11 protein-coding genes are annotated in these 13,709 nt (G+C 72.6%); 7 read left to right on the top strand and 4 right to left on the bottom strand.

The features are described 5' to 3' along the window. Positions 1-125 precede the first annotated feature (125 nt). The 5 genes from AB0H57_RS24750 to AB0H57_RS24730 all read left to right on the top strand — a co-directional run bounded on the left by AB0H57_RS24750 (position 126) and on the right by AB0H57_RS24730 (position 5,469). Entirely contained in the window at positions 126-1,511 is a 1,386-nt protein-coding gene (locus AB0H57_RS24750; RefSeq protein WP_357510282.1) for an MBL fold metallo-hydrolase, read from the top strand. Between the two features lie 132 nt (positions 1,512-1,643). Then, positions 1,644-2,909, top strand: coding sequence for an MFS transporter (locus AB0H57_RS24745; protein WP_357510280.1), 1,266 nt, complete (start codon positions 1,644-1,646; stop codon positions 2,907-2,909). Between the two features lie 202 nt (positions 2,910-3,111). After that, positions 3,112-3,453, top strand: a complete 342-nt coding sequence (locus AB0H57_RS24740; protein WP_357510278.1) for a YciI family protein — start codon at positions 3,112-3,114, stop codon at positions 3,451-3,453. Position 3,454: 1 nt separating this feature from the next. Beyond that, on the top strand, positions 3,455-4,720 hold the full coding sequence (locus AB0H57_RS24735) for a DUF6596 domain-containing protein (RefSeq protein WP_357510276.1): 1,266 nt from the start codon (positions 3,455-3,457) through the stop codon (positions 4,718-4,720). A 167-nt stretch (positions 4,721-4,887) separates the two neighbouring features. Beyond that, positions 4,888-5,469 carry a DUF998 domain-containing protein gene (locus tag AB0H57_RS24730; protein ID WP_357510274.1) on the top strand — a complete coding sequence of 194 codons (582 nt, stop codon included), beginning with the start codon at positions 4,888-4,890 and terminating at the stop codon, positions 5,467-5,469. Between the two features lie 90 nt (positions 5,470-5,559). Here the strand turns inward: AB0H57_RS24730 and AB0H57_RS24725 are convergent, their stop codons facing one another. The 4 genes from AB0H57_RS24725 to AB0H57_RS24710 form a co-directional block, all read right to left on the bottom strand. Next, entirely contained in the window at positions 5,560-6,582 is a 1,023-nt protein-coding gene (locus tag AB0H57_RS24725) for an ABC transporter permease subunit (protein WP_357510272.1), read from the bottom strand. After that, entirely contained in the window at positions 6,579-7,496 is a 918-nt protein-coding gene (locus AB0H57_RS24720) for an ABC transporter ATP-binding protein (RefSeq protein ID WP_357510270.1), read from the bottom strand. Before AB0H57_RS24720 ends, AB0H57_RS24725 begins: the two co-directional genes overlap by 4 nt. A 119-nt stretch (positions 7,497-7,615) precedes the next feature. Then, on the bottom strand, positions 7,616-9,313 hold the full coding sequence (locus tag AB0H57_RS24715; protein ID WP_357510268.1) for a GMC oxidoreductase: 1,698 nt from the start codon (positions 9,311-9,313) through the stop codon (positions 7,616-7,618). A gap of 41 nt (positions 9,314-9,354) precedes the next feature. Further along, a complete protein-coding gene (locus AB0H57_RS24710; protein WP_357510266.1) occupies positions 9,355-10,662 on the bottom strand; it encodes an AarF/UbiB family protein in 1,308 nt (435 codons plus the stop codon). Between the two features lie 433 nt (positions 10,663-11,095). On the opposite strand from AB0H57_RS24710, the gene AB0H57_RS24705 reads away from it, so the two are divergent. After that, on the top strand, positions 11,096-12,304 hold the full coding sequence (locus AB0H57_RS24705; protein ID WP_357510264.1) for a HEAT repeat domain-containing protein: 1,209 nt from the start codon (positions 11,096-11,098) through the stop codon (positions 12,302-12,304). Positions 12,305-12,815: 511 nt separating this feature from the next. Beyond that, positions 12,816-13,565, top strand: a complete 750-nt coding sequence (locus AB0H57_RS24700; RefSeq protein ID WP_357510262.1) for a helix-turn-helix transcriptional regulator — start codon at positions 12,816-12,818, stop codon at positions 13,563-13,565. The last annotated feature ends 144 nt before the right edge of the window (positions 13,566-13,709 follow it).

Raw genomic sequence — 13,709 nt, 5'->3', positions numbered from 1 at the left:
GAGCATCCCCCCGGCGATCCCGGCCTTCCAGTCCGGTAGGCGGGGCCTTCGACCCGGAATATACCCCCGGGGGTATGCGCTATCGTAGGTGTATCGCCGGTCATCACTGCGAAGGGATCAGCACGATGTTGTTCACCCAGTACTACCTGGACTGCCTCTCCCAGGCGTCGTACCTCGTCGGCGACGAGGCCACCGGACGGGCGGTCCTCGTCGACCCGCGTCGCGACATCGACGAGTACCTGGCCGACGCCCGGGCCCACAGTCTGACCATCGAAGGGGTGATCAACACCCACTTCCACGCCGACTTCCTCGCCGGCCACCTGGAGGTGGCCGCGGCGACCGGCGCGTGGATCGGGTACGGGCACCGCGCGGAGACCGAGTACCCGAGCCGCAAGCTGCGCGACGGCGAGCGGATCAGCCTCGGCGGCGTGACGCTGGAGATCATGGAGACCCCCGGGCACACCCCCGAGTCAATCAGCGTCCTGGTCTACGAGCACGCCGACGACCCCGCGCCGTACGGGGTGCTGACCGGAGACGCGCTGTTCATCGGCGACGTCGGCCGGCCCGACCTGCTCGCCTCGCTCGGCACCACCGCCGAGGAACTGGGCCGCATGCTCTACGACACCGTGCAGCGCAAGCTGATGGGCCTGCCCGACGAGGTGCGGGTCTTCCCCGCCCACGGCGCCGGCTCCGCCTGCGGCAAGAACCTGTCCACCGAGCGGCAGTCCACCATCGGTGAGCAGCGCCGCACCAACTACGCCTGCGCGCCGATGAGTCAGGAGCAGTTCCTCGCCCTGGTCACCGGCGGCCAGCCGGCGGCGCCCGGCTACTTCGCCTTCGACGCGGTGCTCAACCGCAAGGCCCGGGAACTGTTCGACCACGGCCGGGCGCCCCGGTCGCTCACCGCGGCCGAGTTCAGCCGGGCCCGCGCCGCCGGCGCGGTGGTGATCGACGCCCGGGACCCGCAGGAGTTCGCCGCCGGGCACCTGCGGGACGCGATCAACGTCCCGGCCGACGGCCGGTTCGCCGAGACCGCCGGCAGCGTCGTCGCGCCCGACCGCGAGGTGCTGGTGGTGGCCCCGCAGGACCGCGCGGAGGAGATCGTCGTACGCCTCGCGCGGATCGGCTTCGACCGGGTGGCCGGCTACCTGCGTGAGCCCGAGAACGCGTTCCTCGAGATGGTCGGAGAGATGACCCGGGCGAGCCGGGTCACTGCCACCGAACTGCGCGACGCCCTCGCCCGCCCCGACGCGCCGGTGGTGCTCGACGTCCGCAACGCCGGCGAGCGGGAGCAGGGATTCGTCGAGGGCTCCACGCACATCCCGCTCGCCGAGCTGACCCGACGGGTCGACGAGGTGCCGACCGACCGCGCGGTCGTCGTGCACTGCGCCGGCGGCTACCGGTCCTCGGTCGCGGCCAGCATGCTGCGCGCCACCGGCCGGGCGGACGTCTCCGACCTGCTCGGCGGGTACGGCGCCTGGCAGGCCACGCACGACGCGACGACGGTCTGACCTGCCCGCCGAGACGGGCCAGGCCTGGCGCCCCGGTGGCGCCAGTCCTGGCCCGCGTCGGGGCGAACCCGGACATTCGCACAACAACGTCGGGCACGGACGCGCCCTGACCACCATCAGCGAGGAGGACGGGTGCGACTGTCAGTGGACAACCCGGTGCGGCTGGGGCTGCGCGCCAACGCGGCCCAGTTCACCCTGCTCGTCGCGGTCAACGCCCTGGTCGGCGGGCTGCTCGGCAGTGAGCGCACCGTCCTGCCGCTGCTCGCCGAACGGGAGTTCCGGCTCACCGCCTACACCGCGGCCCTGACGTACATCCTCGCCTTCGGCGCCATCAAGGCGGTCACCAACTTCGCCGCCGGCGCGCTCGCCGACCGGTACGGCCGCAAACCTGTCCTGATCGCCGGATGGCTCGCCGGGATCCCCGTACCCCTGATCATCATCTGGGCGCCGTCCTGGGGCTGGGTCGTCGCCGCGAACGTCCTGCTCGGCGTCAGCCAGGGCCTGGCCTGGTCGACCACGGTGATCATGAAGATCGACCTGGCCGGCCCGGCGCGGCGCGGCCTGGCCATGGGGCTCAACGAGGCCGCCGGCTACCTCGCCGTGGCCACCACGGCGCTGGTCACCGGGTGGCTCGCCGCCGACCACGGCCTGCGTCCCGCGCCGTTCCTGCTCGGCCTCGCCCACGCCGCACTCGGCCTCGGCCTGTCCGTGGCCTTCGTCCGAGAGACACACGGCCACGCCCACGCGGAGGGCGCCACCCACACCGGAGTCCACGACCAGGCGCTCCCCACCCGCCAGGTCGCCGCCCTGGCCTCCTGGCGGGAACCGGCCCTGTCATCCGCCAGCCAGGCCGGGATGGTCAACAACCTCAACGACGGCCTCGCCTGGGGTCTGTTCCCGATCCTGTTCGCCGCCGCCGGGCTCTCCCTCACCCGGATCGGCGTCCTCGCCGCCCTCTACCCCGCCGTCTGGGGGCTCGGACAGCTCGTCACCGGCCCGGCGTCCGACCGCTACGGCCGCAAACCCTTCGTCGTCACCGGCATGCTCGCCCAGGCCGCCGCCCTCGCCTGGATCGCCCTCGCCGACAGCTTCGCCGGCTGGGCCGGCGCCGCCGTCCTGCTCGGCGCCGGCACCGCCGCCGTCTACCCCACCCTGCTCGCCGCGATCGGCGACGTCGCCCATCCCACCTGGCGCGCCCGCGCCGTCGGCGTCTACCGGCTGTGGCGCGACGGTGGCTTCGCCGTCGGTGCCCTGCTCGCCGGTGTTGTCGCCGACCTCGCCGGAATCCGCGCCGCCGTCTGGGTCGTCGCCGCCGTCACGGCCGCCTCCGGCCTGCTCGTCTGGGCCCGGATGTACGAAACGCACCGGCCGGGGAAGGTGGCGCGACCCGGCCCGTAGGCCGACGGGAAGCGCACCTGAAGCGGATCGTAAGCGGGCGCCGGCAGTGTTCCGGGTGTCAGCGAGACACGGACACCGACTCCCCAGGAGAACCCGATGTGCGCCGTCGTCGCTACGAATTTCTTCCGGACCCCTGTCCTTTCGGCGGTGTCCCGTCCGTGGTGATGGAGTAATCCTGCGTACGGGACATGGAGGGTGGAGCGTGAAATACCTGCTGCTGATCAACGCGGGCACGGACGACGGAGGGCCCCAGTGCGGGGTCGAAGATTGGATGACCTACGACAAGGAGGTGCGGGAGGCGGGCATCTTCGTCTCCGGCGAGTCGCTGGCCGACCTGGTCACCGCCACGACGGTACGGGTCGGCCGGGACGGCGGGCGGCTCGTGACCGACGGGCCGTTCGCCGAGAGCCGGGAGGTCCTCGGCGGCTTCTACGTCATCGACGTGCCCGACCTCGACGCCGCCCTGGACTGGGCGGCCCGCTGCCCCGGGGCACGCGAGGGCGGGGCGGTCGTGGTGCGGCCGGTGGCCGACTTCGGCGGCTGACATGGATGTCGGGGAGGCGGACGGGGCTTCGGTGACATCGGTGGAGGCGGTGTTCCGCGAGGAGCACGGCCGGCTGCTGGCCGCCCTCGTCCGCCGCTTCGGCGACCTCGACCTGGCCGAGGAGGTGGCCGCCGACGCGATCGCGGCGGCGCTGGCCCGCTGGCCGGTCCGCGGCGTGCCGCCGAAACCAGGAGCCTGGTTGATGACCACGGCCCGGCGCAAGGCGGTCGACCGGCTGCGGCGAGACCGCGCCTACGCCGCCCGGCTGGCCCTGCTGCAGGTCGAGGCAGACCGGGCCGGTCCCGCCCCGGCCGCCGAAGTCGAGGGGGACCTGCCCGACGAGCGGTTGCAGCTCTTCTTCACCTGCGCCCATCCGGCCCTCCCCGCTGACGACCGCACGGCGCTGACCCTGCGCTGCCTCGCCGGGCTGACCACTCCCGAAGTGGCGCGGGCGTTCCTCGTCCCGGTCGAGACGATGGCTAAACGGATCACGCGGGCCAAGAGGAAGATCCGCGACGCCCGCATCCCGTTCCGGGTGCCGGCGGTGGACGAACTGCCCGAGCGCCTGCCCGGCGTGCTCCAGGTCGTCTATTCGGTCTTCACCGAGGGGTACGCGGCCAGCTCGGGCACCCGCCTGCAACGGCTGGACCTGGCCGAGGAGGCCATCCGGCTGGCCCGGATCCTGCGCCGGCTGCTGGCCCGTGAGCGGGAGGTGGCCGGCCTGCTCGGGCTGATGCTGCTGATCCACGCCCGGCGGGCGACCCGGACCGGTCCGGACGGCGAACTGGTGCTGCTCGAGGAGCAGGACCGCACATGGTGGGACCGGTCGATGATCGAGGAAGGGCGCGGACTGGTCGAGGTGGCGCTGACCGGCGGTCCGCCCGGCCCGTACGGGGTGCAGGCCGCCATCGCCGCCCTGCACGCCGAGGCGGCAGACCCGGCCGGCACCGACTGGCCGCAGATCGTGGCCCTGTACGAGATCCTGCTCGCACTGGCGCCGTCCCCGGTGGTCGCGCTGAACCGGGCCGTGGCGGTGGCCATGCGCGACGGCCCGGAAGCCGGACTCCCGCTCCTCGACGCGCTGGCCGGCGAACCCCAGCTGCGCACCTATTACCCGTACCCTGCCGCCCGGGCGGACCTGCTGCACCGGCTCGGCCGGGTCGCCGAGGCCGCCGAGGCCTTCCGGGAGGCGCTCGCCCTGGCCGGCACCGAGCCGGAGCGGGCCCACGTGCGCCGCAGGTTGGACGCCATCGAGCGCTCGGGCTGAGAACCGGTGGGCTGATGTCCATTCGCCGGTGACCCGTTCGTGGAGACCGCGAACCTCACCTCACCGAAGGGACCTCCGTCATGGTCACCACAACGTCCGCCACCGCCGGTCCGCGGCTGTCCCGACGTTCCACAGCACGCCTGTTGGCCTGCGGCACGGTCGCGGGGATGCTGTTCCCCGTCGCGTCGTTCGCCCAGGCGTTCACCCTCGACGGTTTCGATCTGCGCCGGCACGCGCTGAGTTCGCTGTCCCTCGGCGACCTCGGTTGGCTCCAGGTCGGCACCTTCGTCCTCACCGGCCTGCTCGCCGGACTGTTCGCGGTCGGCGTCCGGCGGGTGCTGCCGCCCGGCCGGGCCGCCGTGGCCGGACCGGCCCTGGTCGGTGTCTACGCCGTGGGGATGGTCGGTGGCGGGATCTTCCGGCCCGACCCGGCGTTGGGCTGGCCCGCCGGTGCCCCTGAGGGGCTGCCCGAGCAGCTCAGCACCGGCAGCGTCCTGCACACCGTCGCCGGGGCGGCGGCGTTCCTGTCGTTGATCGCCGCCGCCCTGGTGTTCGCCCGCCGGTTCGCCGCCGAGGGACGGCCCGGCTGGGCGGCGTACAGCGCCGGCAGCGGTCTCGTCACGTTCGCCGTCACCACCCCGCCCTGGGGCGCCGGCAGCGAGAGCGTGCGCTTCGCCGTCGGGGCGGTGCTCATCTCCGGCTGGCTCGTCGCCGTGTCTCTGCGGTTGCGGACCGCGCACCGCGGATAGGAACCGCCCGGCCGGCCGGGACGCCGGTTCCGGGCTCACCCTCGGCGCGGCCGGCGCCTCACGGGCGGGGCCGGCCGCACCGAGCCCCGGTCAGGTGACCCGGCGCCGGATCCGCCACAGGCCGAACAGCGTCAGCAGCCCGGCGGCGAGCAGATACAGTCCGGACTCCAGGAACTGGAACGGCCAGTAGCGGTGGTTCGGTTGGTAGGCCAGCTCGACGTGCAGGTCGAGCGCGCCGAGGCAGCGCGCTGCCGCGCCGTACTGCCCGGTGGCCGGGTCGGCCGGGTCCTCCCGGGCGGAGAAGCAGTCGTCGAAGGCGCGGCGGTCGAGGGTACGCCCGTCGCGGGTGCGCAACTCGCTGACGTCGGTCACCCAGGCGCCCGGCACGCTGAGTCCGCGTACCGTGGCGCTGTTCGTGATGCTGCCCAGGCCGCGGGCCTCGTTGATGGCCTGTTCGGTCATCGCCCGGTCGGCCCGCACCGGTGGCATCAGGTGCGGCCGGACCAGGTTCGGCACCGCGAACTGGAGCACCACCACGGCCAGCGCGGTGAGCGCCATCGCCGGCAGCGTACGCCGGGTGAGCAGGCCGATGACGGTGCCGAGGACGAACGCGAACCCGGCGGCGGCGACCGGCGCGAGGTCCCGGGCGCCGAACACGATGGTGCTGAACCGGTTGCCGGCCACCGCGTCGACCGGGGCGGCCGCCCAGGTGAGCAGGAGGCTCGCCGCGCCGGCCGCCAGCACGGCGCCCAACCCGACCACCAGCAGCTTGACCAGCAGCCAGCGGCGACGGGTCACGCTCTGGTTCCACACCAGCCGGTGCGTGCCGCTCTCCAGCTCCCGGGCGATCAGCGGCGCGCCCCAGAACATCCCCACCACGGCGGGGAGCAGGGCCAGCAACGCGGCCAGGTACAGCAGCGTGTTCTCGTAGTCCCGGGCGAACCGGGCCAGCGCCTCGGTGCAGTCGCCCAGCGGTCGGCACTGCGCCAGGTAGCCGTCGTGGGCGTCCCGGACGTCGAGGCCCAGCCAGAGCAGGTACGCGGCGACCACCGCGAGGGCGACGGCGCCCACCACCGCCTGGGCGCGGAACTGCCGCCAGCTCATCCAGATCATCGCAGCGCCTCCCGGGCCGGGATCGGGACACCGGCGGCGGGCGTACCGGCCGCGCAGGTCAGGTACGCCAGGACGAGTTCCTCCAGGTCGACGGGTTCGACCGTCCAGGAGGGCTCGGGCCGCAGCCGGGCGGCCCGCACCACCGCCCGGTCGTACCGGCCGTCGGGCCGCGACCCGACCAGCTCGACCCCGGCGGGCATCCGGTCCAGCCCGCCGCGCGGGGCGAGCACCCGGTGATGGGCGGCCAGCAGGTCGGCCACCGCGCCGGTGAGCTGCACCCGCGACCCGGCCAGCACGATCAGGTGGTCGCAGACCCGCGCCACGTCACCCAGCAGGTGGGAGGAGAGGACGGCGCTGGCGTCCAGTTCCGCGACGAACTCCATCAGGCTCGCCAGGAAGCCGTCGCGGGCCAACGGGTCCAGCGCGGCGGCCGGCTCGTCCAGGATGAGCAGCTCGGGTCGCTTCGCCGCGGCGACGGTCAGGGCGAGTTGCGCGCGCTGGCCGCCGGAGAGGCCGCCGGCCCGCTGCCCCGGGTGCAGGCCGACCTGCGCGATCCGCCGCTCGGCGAGGCGCTGGTCCCAGCCGGGGTTGAGCCGGGCGCCCATCCGCAGGTGCTCGGCGACGGTGAAGGTCGGGTACACCGGGGTGTCCTGGGCGACGAAGCCCACCCGGGCCAGGTGCGCCGCGTCGGCCGCCGGCGGTGCGCCGAGCACCCGCAGCGTGCCCGAGGTCGGGGCGATCAGCCCGCAGGCCAGTTGCAGCAGGGTGGACTTGCCGGCGCCGTTCGGGCCGACCAGGCCGACCACCCGGCCGCGCGGGACGGTGAGGTGGCAGTCGGTCAACGCGGTGCGGTTGCCGTAGCGTTTGGTCAGGCCCTCGGCGAGCAGGACCGGTGGGAAGTCGTCGGATGGCATGGACCCATCCTGCGAACGGCGCGCGGTGGGCTCATCGGCCCGCGGGACGGTTCGCCGCCGGGCCGGCCCCACTTTCGGCTTGGTTCTCGCGGCGCCGGATCTGCCGGCGCCGCCCGCCGCTACTTCGCGGTTGGTTCCCTCAGCAGCCGGTCCGCGGCGCGGTCGGCCACGGCGGCGATGGTCAATGACGGGTTGGCCCCCACCGGTCCGGGCATCGTCGAGCCGTCCAGCACGTGCAGGCCGGGATGGCCGAACACCTCGCCGTACCCGTCGCACACCCCCTCACCGGGATGGCGGCCCATCGGCGCGCCACCGAGCGGATGCACGGTGACCACCCGACGGAGCCACCAGGCCGGGTTGTCGGCGTAGCGTCCGCCGAGGACGCCGCTGACCGCCCGCATCGTCGATCGGACGCCGGAGAAGTAGCCGGCGCTGGTGCGGGTCGTCCAGCTCACGTCGAGGTGGTCCCCGCGCAGCCGCAGCACGCCGTCGGGCACGTCACGCCCCATGCCGAGCAGCGGCAGCGAGCCGGCGGAGAGCCGGCCGTCGCCGAGCAGCCGGGCCAGTTCGCCGCCCAGACCGCTGCGCGGCGACCCGGTCAGCCGGGCCAACAGCCAGTTGACCGCGAACCTGGCCCGCCGGGCCGGGGCGCCGGACAGTCGGGACGACTCCACCATCCAGTCCACGAAGCCCGGATAGCCGCCGTCCTGCAGGTAGAAGCCGCGGCCCGGCGATCCGTCGCCGTCGTGCGCGTCGCCCACCCGGATGGCCGTGGTGATGACGGGTCCGCGGCTGGCCGCGAAGGAGGTGGCCCGGTCCCCGGGTGGCGGCCGGAGCAGCCCGAGCAGGTCGCCGTTGCCGCTGAACCGGGTGCCCAGGGCCGCGCCGAGGCCTGGCAGCCGACGCCGGTTGCGCAGCAGCAGGTAGGTGCTGCCGTACGTGCCGGCGGCGAGCACCAGCCGGTCGCAGGTGATCGTCCTGCTCGGCAGGGCGCGGGTGTCGATCCGCCGCCCCTCGTCGGCCGGGTCGTGCTCGACGTATCGGACCTCGTACCCGCCGCCGCTTCCGGGTCGGATCGCCCGCACCTCGCACCGGACCCGGATGTCGGCGCCGTGGTGCCGGGCGGCGGACAGGTAGGTGTGGTCGAGGGAGTTCTTGGCGCCGTCGTTGCACCCGATGTCGCACTCCCCGCACAGCCGGCAGGTGCGTCGCGGCGCGCCGTGCAGGTTGCCGTAGGCCGGCTCGGCGATCGGGACGGCCAGGGCCGGCTCCGCGCCGGGCCGGGGGGCGAAACTGACCGCGAGCGGCGGGTGCTGGTACGCCAGACCGAGCCGTTCGGCCGCCTCCCGCATCGCCGCGGCCTTCCGCACCGTGCGGTACGGCGGGTGGTCGGCCGGGAAGCGGGCGGCGCCGAGCATCCGCTCGACCCGGTCGTAGTGCGGCTCCAGGTCCGCCCGGGTCACCGGCCAGGTCTCGTAGCCCGAACCCGGCAGCGGTTCCTCGGTGACGAACCAGTTCTCGTCCTTACGCAGCAGGACGTTGGCGTAGATCAGCGAGCCGCCGCCCAGACCGCTCGCCACCACCGACTCCAGGCCGCGGAAGGTCCATACGTCGAACAGGCCGTACAGGCCCTCGCTCGGGTCCCAGAACGCCCGGCCCACCTCCTGCGGGGTGCGCGGGAAGCTGCCCGGTGGGTAGGATCGGCCGCGTTCCAGCACCACGGTGCGCCGGCCGGCCTCGGCCAGTCGGTAAGCGGCGACGGAGCCGCCGAACCCGGAGCCGACGACCACGGCGTCGACGTGCTCGCTGGTTTCCATGTGCTGTCTCCTCGGAGGTCGTCGGTCGGCCGCGCCGTAAATCAGCCGCGCCGCAGGGAAGCCGTCTCCTGCAGCCCGCGGAGCACGTACGGCACCGCCTCCCCCTGGAAGTCGACATCCGGCACGAGGTCGCGCACGCTGCCCTCGAGCACCAGTAGGGCGAGAATCGGGAAGACGAACTGCGGGTCGGCGTACAGCCCGCGGGAGCGCTGGATGGCGAAGAGCGTGGCGGCGAAGGACACCAGGTCGAAGTCCGCGGCCGAAACCGAGCTGTTCCGGGCCACGAGGGCGACCACGTCGTCCCGGAAGCCGTCCCGGTCGTACCGGCCACCGCGGTCGAGCGCGGTGGACAGCAGGATCTCGGCGCAGCGTCGCCCGTCGTTGCGGCCGAGGTGGTAGAAGAACTCGGCGAACTTACGGCGTGCGAAGTCGGTCAGGCAGCGTACGAAGCCGGCGTCGACGATCACCGCCGTCCCGTCCGGCATCAGGTAGAGGTTTCCGGGGTGCAGGTCGCAGTGGACGAACCCGTCCCGGAAGAGCATCTGGTAGGCGGCACGCAGTCCGTTGAGCACCGCTGCCCGCCGGGCCGGGGTCCGGTCGGTGCTGCGTTGCAGCGCCCCGATCCACTCCGTCACCAGGACCGTGCGGCCGGATATCTCGGGCACGACGGCGGGCACCCGGACGCCTGGCAGGGAGTGCAGGTTCTCCCGCAGCCGGGTCAGTGACCGTGCCTCCCGGACGAAGTCCAGCTGCTCGTACACGGCGGCCGAGATCTGGTCGACTATCTCCGCGAGTGGGACCCGGCGCAGCGTCGGCAGGCGGCCGAGAGCGCGCGCGACGGCGCCGACCAGTGCCAGGTCGAGCTCCATGGTCCGCTCGATATCCGGCCTTCTCACCTTGACGGCGACCTCCCGGCCGTCCTTGAGCTGGGCCCGGTAGACGCAGGCGATGCTGCCCGCCGCCGCCAGGGTCAGCCCGGCCGCCCCGCCGACGACGCACGCCGTCACCGCCGGCGGCACGGTTCGCACAACGGCGGCGTCGGGCGGCGGCGACACCCGGTCGTGCAGCCGGGACAGGTTCCGGCAGAGGCGGGGAGGCAACAGGTCCGCCCGGGTGCTGAGCACCTGGCCCAGCTTGACGTAGGCCGGTCCGAGCCGCTCCACCGTGTCGGTGAGGGTGGCCGCCACCTGCTCCCGCCCGCCGACCCCGCGGGCGCCGCCCGGGCGCGCCCGGCGGAGCGAGTCGACCACCAGTCGGGCCGCGAGCCGGCCGGCCCAGCCGGCCAGCAGCACGGCGATCGTGCCGGCCCGGACGGCGAGCGACCACCGTCGGAACAATGATTTCTGCATCGATTCTCCTCACCATCGACGACGGGAGGAACAATAGTTCGGGCTGGCCCTGTTTCTGTCTTTCTTGAACCGGGACAGCAAGACTTCGGAAGAATCCGGTGCCCGCGATTACGCGTTCTTGCTGCGCTGCGCCGCACGGTTGACGCTGCCCGGTCGCGCTGCCAACCCTTGAAGCGCACCACCGCAGGCGGGGCCATGGCATGTGGAGCAGCGGCCGGCGGAGCAGTCCCTCATCGGGCGGCTCCATGGTTCACCGCCTGCGGCCCGAATCCTGAACCGGCAATGAGGTCGCGAATGGTTCGCACTCGGCCTGTAGCGGGTGCCCGTATTCGCCATCCGAGGCGAAACCACTCGGTGGCTGCTCCGCACCGGGCTTCGCCGAACGCATAACACAGGCACCGCAATCACCAGAGATGAAAGGGTGATCACGAACATGACGCTCCAATCCATCGGTCTGTCCACCGGGGGCCGGGACCGCGCGCCTGAGTGGGAGCATTACCTCAAGGGTGACCCGGCGCTGCTGAACAGCGAGTTCGGCGACATCCTGGACCGGGACGCGGTCCGGCTCGACATCCGCACCGACGACCAGGTCGCCTACGAGGCGCTGCACCACGCGGACCCGATGGTCCGTGAGCAGTCGCTGTACCAGGCGATGGACCGCCGGCTGCCGCAGACGATCGACCTGATCGCGGAGAGCATCGCCACCGACGAGAACCGCGAGGTGCGGTGGAACGCGCTGTGGGCGCTGGAGAAGATCGGCGGCCCGCGGGCCCTGCAGGTCATCGAACGGCACGTCAACGACGACGACGCCGACGTCGGCGAGTGGGCCCGGCTGTTCAGCTCCGAGCTGCGCACCGGCCTGCCGGCCTTCGACAACCGGTCGTTCACCTGGGACGGCGACCGGACCTTCGACGAGACGATCCTGCTCAACATCCACTGCGACGTCTACGTGGCGCTGGACGAGACGGGGCGCAACTGGGGCAAGATCTCCCTGTCGCCGCAGGGTCTCGCCCGCAGCTACGGCCAGGCCCACGCGTGTCCGAACGTGGACACCCGCAACCAGAAGCTGATCATCAGCAAGACGCTCTCCGGCCTGCACGACGACGGCACGCCGCACACCGAGAACTTCGTGTTTCGCGGTCTGACGAACCACGCAAACGCCGGCCGGGGCAGCTTCTACTTCGAGTCGCGGGGTCTGCGCCCGGTGTTCCTGTCCGGGCGCGCCGACGACGACAGCCTGGGGCACCGCAACGAGATGGTCGCGGCCAAGCGCAGCGGCGAGTGGACCCTCGACCCGCGGATCCAGGTCAAGGGCGAGTCGGCGATCCGCTACGTCCGCGGCCGGGTGCACACGTGGGGGTACGTCAACTTCGACACCATGGCGGGCAGCTCGCTCGAGGAGGTGCTGTTCCCCGGCAACAGCATCCTCGGCACGCTGGACACCCCGACCGGCCCGCTGGCCAACGCGTTCATCGTCGGCACGTTCAAGGGCAAGCTGGTCGACTGGGACGGCGACGGCAAGATCAACGTCAACTCGCTCGACATCTACTCGACCCGGGACGGGGACGTCGACTCCGACCAGGACGGCGTCGCCGACATCCCGGGCGTGCAGTTCTGCCCGCGTACCAACTGGATGAACTGACCTGATTGGTCTCCGGGGCGGGCGGCGAATGCCGGCCGCCCCGGAGCCGTCAACAATGCCCGCCGGACATACAACGATAATTGCCGTCTTTGTCGGCCGCAACACCACCTTTCGGGGTCGATGAACGGGGTCCTCGGTGACGCCATTAGCAAGATTGGATCTATACGCAAAGCGTCACGGGCGCTTAACTGAACGTCCGACTGGGCAGGCGGAATAGGCGGTTGACATGTTTGGGGGGGGCAACAAATCTCGGGCCTTCGCGCCCTGGTGACGATCGGTCGACGACAACGAAAGCCGTACGACCCACGCCCTCCCGGGCTCGATCCGACCGCCACTCGCTCGACAAATTCTAGGGGGAGGCTACGTGATGACCACTGCCGATCTGGCGTGGCGGCCGGGGGGAAACTGTCTGGAATGCGACCAAGTCATGACGTGCAGCACGCTGGGGGTGTGCCTTGACAATCCTACTGGCGCCGCTCGACTGGATTCCGTCACCCGAGCCGTTCAATACATGACGGCCCACCTTTCGGAACCTCAACGTCTGTCCGACATCGCCCAGGCCGCGCTGCTCAGCCCGTTCCACTTCCACCGGGTCTTCCGGCATGTCACCTCCACCACGCCGGCGCGATTCCTGACGGCGTTGCGGATGGCCCGGGCCCGGCACCTACTGGTCAACTCGGACCTGTCGGTGACCGAGGTCTGTCTGGCCGTCGGCTACTCCAGCCTCGGCACCTTCATCAGCCAGTTCACCAAGCTGACCGGCTTGTCGCCACGGCGGTTCCGGTCGGCGATGTCCGTCTTCGGTCACGTACGCCTCAGCGAGCTGACCGACCCGGCCGCCGAACGCCACTCCGCCCCGGGGCCGGTCGGCGCCGTGACGGGCGGCCCGAGCACCGGTGGGTGCGCCGTACTGGCTTTGTACCCGTCGGAGCAGCCCGACGACACCCCGGTGACCTACGGCGTGCTGGAAACCAACCGCCTGAGCCACTTCCGACCGCTGGCCGACGGTGCGTACCACGCCGTGGCGCTCGGCTTCGACAACCGCTCGACGCTGTCCGACGTGCTCGGTGACAACGGCCGGCAGGTGGAGTTCGTCGGCACCGGCGACACGCCCATCGTCGTCCACGGCGGTCGCACCCGCCGGACCTTCCAGGTCGCGCTGCGGCGCCCGCGCCCCATCGACCCACCACTACAGCTCACCTCGGCACTGCTCGCCCTGGCCCAACGCAGACGGCCACAACTCCTGGCGACGGGGAGCTGACCACAGGACCGGCTCCCGCCCACGACAGGTGAAACCATCGCGGCGGCCCGCCCCCGCCGGGGGGGGGGGCGGGGTGGGGGGACCCCCAGGATGGCGCCCCCGCCGGCCCCCCGGAGGGGGAGATGAAACCAGAGTAAACCCGAG

The organism is Micromonospora sp. NPDC050686 (genome assembly GCF_040654475.1).
GTDB lineage: Bacteria > Actinomycetota > Actinomycetes > Mycobacteriales > Micromonosporaceae > Micromonospora.
The sequence above is the reverse complement of the archived record's forward strand: the minus strand, read 5'-3'. Positions and strand labels throughout refer to the sequence as shown.

What these genes read in the sequence shown, in the direction of transcription:
- AB0H57_RS24750 (WP_357510282.1), top strand. Translation starts at nt 126, where the DNA reads ATGTTGTTCACCCAGTACTACCTGGACTGCCTCTCCCAGGCGTCGTAC.
- AB0H57_RS24735 (WP_357510276.1), top strand. Translation starts at nt 3,455, where the DNA reads ATGGATGTCGGGGAGGCGGACGGGGCTTCGGTGACATCGGTGGAGGCG.
- AB0H57_RS24730 (WP_357510274.1), top strand. Translation starts at nt 4,888, where the DNA reads ATGCTGTTCCCCGTCGCGTCGTTCGCCCAGGCGTTCACCCTCGACGGT.
- AB0H57_RS24725 (WP_357510272.1), bottom strand. Translation starts at nt 6,582, where the DNA reads ATGATCTGGATGAGCTGGCGGCAGTTCCGCGCCCAGGCGGTGGTGGGC.
- AB0H57_RS24720 (WP_357510270.1), bottom strand. Translation starts at nt 7,496, where the DNA reads ATGCCATCCGACGACTTCCCACCGGTCCTGCTCGCCGAGGGCCTGACC.
- AB0H57_RS24715 (WP_357510268.1), bottom strand. Translation starts at nt 9,313, where the DNA reads ATGGAAACCAGCGAGCACGTCGACGCCGTGGTCGTCGGCTCCGGGTTC.
- AB0H57_RS24710 (WP_357510266.1), bottom strand. Translation starts at nt 10,662, where the DNA reads ATGCAGAAATCATTGTTCCGACGGTGGTCGCTCGCCGTCCGGGCCGGC.
- AB0H57_RS24705 (WP_357510264.1), top strand. Translation starts at nt 11,096, where the DNA reads ATGACGCTCCAATCCATCGGTCTGTCCACCGGGGGCCGGGACCGCGCG.
- AB0H57_RS24700 (WP_357510262.1), top strand. Translation starts at nt 12,816, where the DNA reads ATGACGGCCCACCTTTCGGAACCTCAACGTCTGTCCGACATCGCCCAG.